Below are 9,492 nucleotides of genomic sequence, written 5' to 3'. Positions count from 1 at the left end.
CTAATCAATCAGAAAAATTGTAAATTTTTGCCCTGATTATTCTGGTAAACTATACTCAGGAATCAGTGGTAAACATTGCTTCGGAATCGGTGGTAAACATTGGGTCGGAACAGTGGTAAACTTTGGGTCGGAATATCCACTTTACAATTGCAGTCAACACTTCCAAAATATTTCCTTCATAATCATCATCTCCAAAGCTTAGGCTTCTGAGAAGTCTAGGGTGATTTTCAATTATTTCATATGAGCCGAGAGTATAACCCAAGTCAAGCCAATCACTTTTTGTAAAATGTTTATCTATTTGATTCTTAATTTCTATCAGTTCTTTTTGTTCTTCTCTGGTCACTTTTCAATTTTTAGATTGGTGTCAACGATGTATCTATAAGTAGTGGTATATCTATAGATTTTATTGACTTGTTTATTTATATCTTTTTTCTAGAAATTCAACCAAGTTCTTAATGTACGGGAATGCGTTTTTTATGTCTTTGTAATTTTCCTCAATGAATTCTTCATCCAAATATTCATGGGATGTAGTATTTCTGCCGTCAAGTAAATCTTGCCATACAATCTCATTACTAAGCCACCCTGAAGAAAAAGCCTTTTTCATTGTTTCCCTTGGTGTTTTAGGATGAAAACCTTCATATTTTAGGGCTCGTTGTAAGGTTTTCCAAACCAATTCAACCGTTACTTCAAACCGTTGAACAGTACCTTCCATCACCAATTCTCTATCAACCGGTATATTCAGGGCACTTTCCAATTTATCTACAGCTTTTCTTAAATTATCGAGGCCGTCATTGAGTTTTCTTTTACTTGACATATATTACTTTTCCAGTTTGTAGAATATGATTTTGTAATCTTTGTGGGTTTGTATTCCAGTGAATTAGTGACAGTTGAAGAACCGTCTTCACATCATAGTATGCGATCTCTTTTAATTTTAACCAATCTTTCCTTGATATGAGGGGAGCATCTATAGCTAAATCAAGGTCAGAATATTTTTCATAATCATTATTAGCCCTTGACCCAAAAATAATTAGTCTATTTATAAATTGATGTTGAGTTATTCGATTAAGAAACTCAATAACACTTGATGGCAACGGAGAAATGTCTGTTAGATTTAGCATAAATTAAAACCAAAGCTCTTCTTGTTTCAAAACCATTTCATTCGCTACTTCATCGAACTCTTTTTTTTGTAGAAGGCTATACTTTTCTGTGAGTTCAATTACTTTGCAATTAAAATTTTCACCATACGTTTCGGCTAATCCCAAAATCATCTGTGTACCATCTGGTTGATTGTTGTTAATGAAACTCATTATTTTGTCGATGTGTTCGATATCCTGATCTTGTTGATTTGGTGAGTCAATTATGAGTGGACAATAGGTTGATGAAGAATATTTTTTCATCAAGTGAAAGAAAGAGAAATAGTATGCGATCAATGCTCTCGGACGAGAGCTTCCTGTTTCTTTTGATTCGATTTTAGTTGTGATAGCTTTGTAATCATCAGGATTGAGGGAGTGGATGTCCAGTTTTTTCAAAAATGAGGACATCAATGAGGTATAATAATCTAAAATGGCAGATTTTCTATCTTTACTTTCAAAAGCTTTTAATCTTTTTTCTAGTCTATCCTTTTCACGAGCATTGGCAATCAGAATCTCATTAAGCTCAGCATGTCTATCTGAAAAAATAGATTTGACCTGGTTCTTACCTGCATTATCAATAATGTCTCGTAGTTTCAGATCACCTTTTTTTTCTTCGAGAATTTCATTGATTCTCGATACTTCTGCAGTTACATTTGATAATGTTTCTTTCTCCTTTTCAATTTGTGATTCTACAGCTTGAACATCTTTTTTTAGTTCAAGCAATAAATCTTTGCTTTTTCTTTCATCCCTGGCAATTTCAAATCTCTCAGCAAATGAATTTTCATATTCAGCACCACATGTTGGACATCCGACTATCTCAGGAAGTTGGTCTGAAGCAAATATGAGGTCCTTGTTACTCTCCAATATTGCTTGTTTCACAATATTTATCTGGGCTTCAAAAGAGGCTTGCAAATGATATAAATCGTGTAGCTTATTTTTTAATTTTTCCTCTTTAGCCAAGAGGCCTTGAGATTCTGTAAGTAATTCGGCAATTTCTTCTTTAAATGAATCTACGTCTATGTTAAAATTTGTTTGGGCTAGTTTCTGTTTTACTTCCGAAAGAATTTTAGAAGTCAGCTTTTGCTCTTTATCAGTTTCTTCAATGATTTGAATAAACTCTTGAATTTCTTTTTTAGTTGAGTAGTATTCATTTGGTCTAATTCCAGAATGGTAATAGATACACTGATTACGATAATCCTTTATTTGCTGTAGTTGTTTGAATGAATCCCAACTCTTACTCCAACTTGAATCTTGATCAATATAAAAAGGTAGAAACAGATATGCAGGAGGTGGAATAATGAATTTTGAGTTTTGATTTTGAAATTGAGGTTGAAAATTGAATAGATTGCCTAAAAATGGTCCTAATTCATTCGTGACAGATGAGAATTTTTGAATCAATTCGTCATTTTCATTATACAACCCAAATAGCTTACCATCTCTTAATATCGAGTAATTATATCCATCAATCTCAAATTTAAGTAAAGCTGAAACATTTGTGTTTTTAAACTTCTGGTTAAACAAAGGCTCAGCACCAAGTGCCCAATAAATACTTTTGATCAGAGATGATTTGCCCGTATGATTTTTACCGTGAATCAAGGTCCTTTTCTTGTCGAATTGAATCTTTCTTGCTTTCTTTTCTTTTTGTGAAAGCAATTGAATTTCCGATATGTATAAGTTTTTCATTCTCCTTTTTTCTAAGATTCCTTACTAGGTTTTTTAAATTCCCTTTACGATTCATTTAGTCTGTTTATGATTAAACATTTGATAAAGTATTCATCATAGGTTTTGTCTTCTATGAAGTTGTAAATGTGATTTACTATTTCAAGTAGGTTGAAGGCATGAATATTTGTTTTTTCCTTCTTCAAAGTGTCTTCAATCGCATTCTTAAGTTGTCTCAAAGGAATACTACTTGAGTCGGCTATGAGTCTAGCATTAATATCTCTCCAAGACTTTTTGAATTCCATAAGTTCTATATGTTTAATACCACTGGATTCAAGGCTTGATTTGACTTCATTCCATTCTTCTTCAACGCTTTTATATAAACCGGCTTTTTTTAGAATCTCAATAAATTCAGATTTTGCAAGTCCTTTTATCTTGAAAATTTCAGAGACATGCTTGAAGGATTTGTCCGCCACTGTTTCATTGGTCTTACGTGTAATTTCTCGAAAAACTTGTTCGTACGCGAGTTGTGAATTGATCTTGCTTGATGGGTTTAAGGAATTAATTAACGCCGCTAATGCTCCAGCACAATGTGTAGAACTGTCTGAATTACTTAGAGATGTAACTTTGAATTCACCAAGGTTTTTAAAGTCACTCTTCTTAATCAAATGTTCTGCAGCTATTGTTTTCTCACATTTATTATTATCGCTGTCATTTAAGTTTTTTGCAGCTATCTGACTAAGAGTCAAAGAATCCTTGGAATTCTTAAGATTTTTAAAACTGTATTTTCCGTTAGATAAGAATTGTAATGATTTAACTGAATCTTCAAAAACTATTTTGTTCTGATATAACTTTCCAACAATTGAGTTTTTACCTTTGGGTTGTCTTGTTACATCGCTAATTGTCCAATTCCCTTTATCTTTGGATTTAATTTGCACACATTCTAAATCAGTCAATGTATTTGAAGAATTTGAGATAACCAAGTCTTCATGAAAGTCAAAAAGAAATAAATAGTCCTCTCTTTTTGAATGCTCATTAATTAGAATGTACAGTGATAAGTCTTTCTGGAATTGGTATTTTCTGGAAGTTTTCGAACCTGCTTCTTCTCTAGGTTTCTCGTTTAATATCTTAGTTTCAATTCCCATCTTTTATATTGAGTCTAACTTGTTTTATTACGTAATTTTGCTAATGCAAACGAATAGAAAATCCATGGCTGTATTCGTAAGTAAACTTGCACTTTTAATTTATTTTATAATAAGTATCCACTGGCATTTCCAAGTTAATGATACCATCTCCCATTTATTTTAAGAATATAGGAGCCTTCATTAATCGTTAAAACTCTATATTTTTCAATGGCTACTCTAAATTTAGAACCTTCTTTTTTTAAATTCAAAACTCTTCTAAAATCATCATCTCTATTTAATAGAATTAAATCATTAACTTCTAGCTCTTGCTCTTGTATTTTTATTCTGAAACAAGCATTGTCTTTATCTTTAGTTTTTACTCTGATGTGAACTGGATTTTTACATTTAGGACATTTCCAATCTCTACTTACTTCAATTAGGTGATTAAAAGCTCTACAATTTATACAGTAATATTCCTCTGATATGTGCGGAAATGGATTAAGTCGCATATGTTTCACTTAGAATTATTAAATCATCAATTCTCATCATAGAAAGTAATCCTATATGATTTTGAATCAGTTACAATTTAATATATTTTCCTACATATTTATTCTTACTATTGTTAGGGAGGCTACAGTAAGATTGTATTTTCCTTTATAGTTTTTAATCAGCTCTTTTGTTCGTTTGATTGGTCCACCATCATATTTTCCTTTTGCAATTTCCATGGTTGTTATTTAATATTTTCTCTATATCTAGAATTTTGATTTCAGAGCGGTAATAAATATCTCTTATATATTCAGTTTCTTCAATTCCGTTTTGTGTTAAGTATTGAGCATATTTTATGTCTAATCCTCCACTTTTTGATAAAACTTTTTTCCACTTTGATTTTCCCTGAAAGTACTTTTCTATGCTTTTGGCACTAACAACATAAAGTTCTTTCTTCTTTTCCGTTTTTAGAATTGTCAGATTTATGAAATCGGCAAAAACCTGTCTTTTTCGCATCCCATTTTTTGAACCACCTTCTTGCCAAGTTGCGAACTTAAATTCTGCAACCCTTCTATCTGTAACTAAATCAATACCTTCCCCTGAAGCTCCAGAAGCTAATGAAAGGTCAACTATTATCTCATTTTCTTCAAGAATTCGTGGTAGAGAGTTTAATATTCCAACAGCGTGTACAATTTCGTTAATTTGGGAACTTGCTTTCTTCACTAACAAAGCAGCATCATAAAGAGGAATATTATCTTTTAATTCTTTTTTGGTTTTTCCAATTGTTTCTGCTTTTAATTGATTCAGTTTATTAATCAGAGAGTCAGATTTAAAATTCAATACAATTTTTAATGCTTTTTCTGTGTTCAATTTGAAATACTGTTTTTGCTTGTAGGTAACGGTTTGGCTATGTGAATTACTGAATTTTAGGGCAATTCATTGTCGGCCTGCGTAAAGTTTATTAAATGTAATTAGTTTCATGTCGGTATTTTCCGCCGCATTATGTAAAGCCAACCCTGTTGGTGACTGAATTTTTTAAATTCCATAAATTTCTTGTCTTTGTTTGAAAGCACTTTTCCCGCCTTCAAGAATTTCACAACAAATCTCTCGTGTCTCTCCACGATCAATGGAACCTTCTCCCATTACGTGTGATTTGACGCTAGTACTTTTAAGTGGTATAATCAATTCTGCATCACCTAATACAGCAATGTTTGGATTATGCGTAACAATAATTACTTGCCGAGCTTCTTTAATCTTTCTTAGATTTATGACAATAGTTTTAAAAATAAACTCGCTATCAAGATTGTCTTCTGGCTGGTCAATGATTAGGGGTTTCTTGCTCTTGGAAAGCATTAAAATAGCAAGTAAAACAGATTGTTGTTGTCCGAGAGATAACTGAGAGATTGTCTTGGAGTTTCTTATCGTTTTGCCTTCATCATCCTTAAAAATCTTTGTTACAGTGATGCTTGGTAAATCATCAAACTCAATACTCTCAAAATCTTCATACTTATGTTCGTGCTTTAATCTTTGAATCATCGTTGAAATCTCTGAACTCGTTAGGAGCTGGTTTCCATTTGAGTCTTGGACAGATTCCAATTTTGCTCGGTCATTTTTCAAGGCGGCTTCAACCAATTCCAAAGGAGAGATTTGTTTTACAACTAGAGGAGATTTTGGGACTTGAGAAGTTCTCCAATCCATCATTGATTTCAGGTCATTTTCAAAGGCATTTGAATATTTGCCTTGCTCATACTTGACGTCAATAAAGAGACCGTCAAGAGTGTTTTTAAGGTTACCGTTTATCGATTGAGCAAATGCAAATCTTTGATAATATATTTTGTCTTTTAGTGATTTTCTCTCCTGAATTAACACTTTTCTATCTTTTTCATATTGCTCTAGTTGCTTTTTGCTAGCTTCTAGCTTCTTAACCCGAGCCGCATAATGAATTATATCTTTTGAGATTTGGTTGATTTTGCCCAAGTCAAAAGGAATACCTTGGTCTTCCAACTCCTTCTTTTTTGAATCGATTTTGGATTGAATTTCCTTTTCCTTTTCTGACCAAGATTTTAATTGAGCCTTTAAATCTTCAACTTTCTCAGTGAGGGCTGTATTTAACTCTTTGGACTTTTCCTTGACTATTACCGAAAACTCTGAAACAATTTCTTTGACACGATTGAAAAAGTCTTTACCTACTACGATTTCATCTTCTGATAGACTCTCAAAAGATTCAAAAGTTGAACTGTCATTCAATATTTCACGGTAGGTTTTAATTAGATTTTTTAAATCTTCTATTAGAGATGCTCTAATCTCTCTTTCTTTAATGAGTGCATTCTGAAATTTAACTAACTCGCCTGCTTTTTCTTTTTGTAAACTGGCTAGTTTCTTTTGCTCGTTTAGTAGTGCTTTTTTGGTTTCAGGAAGACCTAGTAACTCAATTCGAAGCTTTTTAGATTCACTTTGATTTTCTATGAGTTTTTCAATCACGTCTTTTTCTTCAGATTTGAGAATCGAGAGCTCTAAGAAGGAATCCAAGAATGACACTAAAACACTTGGGTTTTCATCACTATGTTGGATTGTACTTGCAGTTTCGCCTTGTCCGTAACTTTCAATATCAACTTTTGTGATACCATTTATCGGGTCAGAAATGTTCTGTAGGCTGTCATTTTTATCTCTTTTAAATTCAATGACTTGACCTGCTTCATCTTCATATACTAGCTTTATTTCCTGTGGCCATACATCAGAATCGACAACCTTCGCTTTGGAAGTATTACCTGATGCTTCTCTAATTGCTTCGAGAAGGGTTGATTTTCCTGCTCCGCGACTTCCAATTATACAAGTCAGATTGGAATTTAAATCTATCTGTATATTATCTAATAGCCCACCATCCAGTTTTATACTTCTAAGAATGGGTCTTTGTTCTGGAATAAGATCTTCTAACCGAATTCGTGACTCATGGCTTAACAGAGCAATTTTAAAAGAGTGAAAATTGAGTTCATCGAATTTAATTCTGGTTAGTTTTTTTTCACCGTCTGCGTTAACACCTAGTTTGTTTAATGTGTGGGAATCTGAAGACATGAGTTTTGGCAAATCAATGTTTACATCTAACTCTAAATGCTCTCTTCTTAATTTAATTAATCTTTTTCGGTTGTCATTTGTGTCTTTGTCGGTATAATGATCTACGCTAATCTTAGAAGAAATTTCTAACCCTTTCAGGTTCGGGTGTTTCAATACTTCTTCAATCTGTGGTCCGAATCTACCAATCGTTTTTTCAAACCCTGATTCAAGCTCAATATGAGCTAGAACTCCTAATCCATTATGTTGATTTGCTAAGTCTAAACATTCCACGATACCTTGATTGCATGTTTTCTTGTCTGGACTTATCGTTAGTTTTCCAAAGAAATCTCGCAGATTCTTGAAGGTTTCAAAATAAAGAAGTAGGTGACCTTGTGTGGTACTTACTTCAATGCCCGGAATTACCAGTATTGGCTTTCCTTGGGCATGATTTAGAGCTGCGTTAACATTCTGTATTTCATTGTGGTCGGTAATGCTAATAATCCCCAAGTTTTTCTCAATTGCTTTGTCAACAATAGCTTCAGGGGTCATTGTGTGGTCAGTCACATCATAAGAGCCGAACTCACCAAACGAATGAATATGTAAATCTGCTCTTGAAAATCTTGCTCCTTTCATGATTGTTGTTCTTTAGCTCGCCGCCAAATTAAATATCTGCGTAACTTTTATCTGAATATCCTGTCAATTTAGTTAGCTATGCACAGATTTTTAAACTTTAAATAAAACATAGTTTTAACTAAGTGGATTGTATGTTTCTGAGGGGGGATGGAGTTAAAAGTAAGAATTTTCAATAAACTGGAAAATGTGAAATTCTGTAAAAGGTTAAATAATTTGATTGAGTTGATGAGTTATTTGGATTCCAAAGTTGGATTGCTTTCGTTTTTGTTTTGCTTCGCAAAAGAAAAATGTAAAGCAAGAGGATAGCACGCAGGGGCGATGCTATTGATTCATTTTCCTTCGGAAAAGCCCATTTTTAAGGAGATTTTTGAAAATATTAATTAATTGGAATTAAAGAGTTTTTCATGGAAAAGTACTCTCAGCCCAGTAAAATCAATGAATTTTTCATGGAAAAATGCTTTTTTGAGGTTTGATCAAGGATTTCTAAAGCAGAATCACTATAGGAATACATTTTAGCGACCAATTTCCCATTTTTGGTGAAAAAATGCTCTCAGCCCGGTAAAATCAATGAATTTTTGGTGAAAAAATGATTATTTGGCGTTAGGATCAAGCTTCGATATGTCTTCATTTTTTTGACCAACTAAAATTTAAAGATTAATCCCATTTTTAGCATAAAAATGCTCTTAGCCCAGTAAAATCAAGGAATTTTTAGCGTAAAAAATCGAAAATCAGTTGCTTTTAAGGACTAAAATATCTTTGCCATTTCTAAATCATTCCTCTTCTTTGGCTTTCTTTTCCTCCCGATAAAATAGGTTCAAATGGTCCATCAAAGCCTCTTCGCCGACTGGCATCAATCGGTTTGCAATGGTCATCGCTTGATGGATAAATTCCTCTTCGTTCCTATCCATTACATCGTCAGAACCTAATTCGGGGTTTATTGCCCTCATGGAAAGATATATCAATGCGCGAACGGTCAACAACAGATCGGCATGACCATCAAGATAAAAGAACGTTGGTTGAAACTTTTCCTTGAACCATGGGTGTGGAACCAAGGTAGGGGAATGGTCATTTGAGTGGTGCCTTAAATCCTTTAGGAGCTTTTCTTCGTTCTGGTTCATGACGTGATGTATTTGAATTGATATATGGGATTACCTGTTTTCAAGTTTCGATAGCATTTCATCCAGTTTGTCCAAATAGTACATTTGACTATCAGGAAGGATGCAAAGTACCAGTTCCAATACTTGGGTGATACTATCCTCCTTTGATGTGTTTATTTCAACTGAAAAGTATACCACTATTTCATTTCAAAAGTATACCATTTTAAATTAATTAACAATGGTATCCCTGTTCCCTGGGGTACCCCAGGGAACAGGGATACTGGCGGCGCCCTGATACCATTTTTTCGA

9 protein-coding genes are annotated in these 9,492 nt (G+C 33.4%); all 9 read right to left on the bottom strand.

The features are described 5' to 3' along the window. Window positions 1-55: 55 nt before the first annotated feature. Window positions 56-343, bottom strand: a complete 288-nt coding sequence (locus AC13CC_RS01790; protein WP_482876224.1) for a hypothetical protein — start codon at window positions 341-343, stop codon at window positions 56-58. A gap of 72 nt (window positions 344-415) precedes the next feature. Further along, window positions 416-814 carry an HI0074 family nucleotidyltransferase substrate-binding subunit gene (locus AC13CC_RS01785; protein ID WP_482876223.1) on the bottom strand — a complete coding sequence of 133 codons (399 nt, stop codon included), beginning with the start codon at window positions 812-814 and terminating at the stop codon, window positions 416-418. Then, window positions 804-1,118 carry a nucleotidyltransferase domain-containing protein gene (locus tag AC13CC_RS01780; protein WP_482876222.1) on the bottom strand — a complete coding sequence of 105 codons (315 nt, stop codon included), beginning with the start codon at window positions 1,116-1,118 and terminating at the stop codon, window positions 804-806. The genes AC13CC_RS01785 and AC13CC_RS01780 overlap by 11 nt, the downstream gene beginning before the upstream one ends. A gap of 3 nt (window positions 1,119-1,121) precedes the next feature. Continuing rightward, complete coding sequence (locus AC13CC_RS01775) at window positions 1,122-2,816, bottom strand: hypothetical protein (RefSeq protein ID WP_482876221.1); 1,695 nt, start codon at window positions 2,814-2,816, stop codon at window positions 1,122-1,124. Window positions 2,817-2,860: 44 nt separating this feature from the next. Then, complete coding sequence (locus AC13CC_RS01770) at window positions 2,861-3,937, bottom strand: dsDNA nuclease domain-containing protein (protein WP_482876220.1); 1,077 nt, start codon at window positions 3,935-3,937, stop codon at window positions 2,861-2,863. Between the two features lie 134 nt (window positions 3,938-4,071). Next, window positions 4,072-4,425 carry a hypothetical protein gene (locus AC13CC_RS01765; protein WP_482876219.1) on the bottom strand — a complete coding sequence of 118 codons (354 nt, stop codon included), beginning with the start codon at window positions 4,423-4,425 and terminating at the stop codon, window positions 4,072-4,074. Between the two features lie 190 nt (window positions 4,426-4,615). Continuing rightward, window positions 4,616-5,272, bottom strand: a complete 657-nt coding sequence (locus tag AC13CC_RS01760) for a hypothetical protein (RefSeq protein ID WP_482876217.1) — start codon at window positions 5,270-5,272, stop codon at window positions 4,616-4,618. 165 nt (window positions 5,273-5,437) lie between these two features. After that, window positions 5,438-8,089 carry a TrlF family AAA-like ATPase gene (locus AC13CC_RS01755; protein ID WP_482876225.1) on the bottom strand — a complete coding sequence of 884 codons (2,652 nt, stop codon included), beginning with the start codon at window positions 8,087-8,089 and terminating at the stop codon, window positions 5,438-5,440. Window positions 8,090-8,856: 767 nt separating this feature from the next. Next, window positions 8,857-9,204, bottom strand: a complete 348-nt coding sequence (locus AC13CC_RS01750; RefSeq protein ID WP_482876216.1) for a hypothetical protein — start codon at window positions 9,202-9,204, stop codon at window positions 8,857-8,859. Window positions 9,205-9,492 lie beyond the last annotated feature (288 nt).

The sequence above is a fragment of the Flagellimonas sp. L-11 genome (assembly GCF_056857735.1).
Note: the sequence above shows the minus strand (reverse complement) of the source record. Positions and strands in the feature narration are given on the sequence as shown.

Excerpts from the sequence above, each read along its gene's own strand:
- AC13CC_RS01785 (WP_482876223.1), bottom strand. The coding sequence starts at position 814 with ATGTCAAGTAAAAGAAAACTCAATGACGGCCTCGATAATTTAAGAAAA.
- AC13CC_RS01780 (WP_482876222.1), bottom strand. The coding sequence starts at position 1,118 with ATGCTAAATCTAACAGACATTTCTCCGTTGCCATCAAGTGTTATTGAG.
- AC13CC_RS01775 (WP_482876221.1), bottom strand. The coding sequence starts at position 2,816 with ATGAAAAACTTATACATATCGGAAATTCAATTGCTTTCACAAAAAGAA.
- AC13CC_RS01770 (WP_482876220.1), bottom strand. The coding sequence starts at position 3,937 with ATGGGAATTGAAACTAAGATATTAAACGAGAAACCTAGAGAAGAAGCA.
- AC13CC_RS01765 (WP_482876219.1), bottom strand. The coding sequence starts at position 4,425 with ATGCGACTTAATCCATTTCCGCACATATCAGAGGAATATTACTGTATA.
- AC13CC_RS01750 (WP_482876216.1), bottom strand. The coding sequence starts at position 9,204 with ATGAACCAGAACGAAGAAAAGCTCCTAAAGGATTTAAGGCACCACTCA.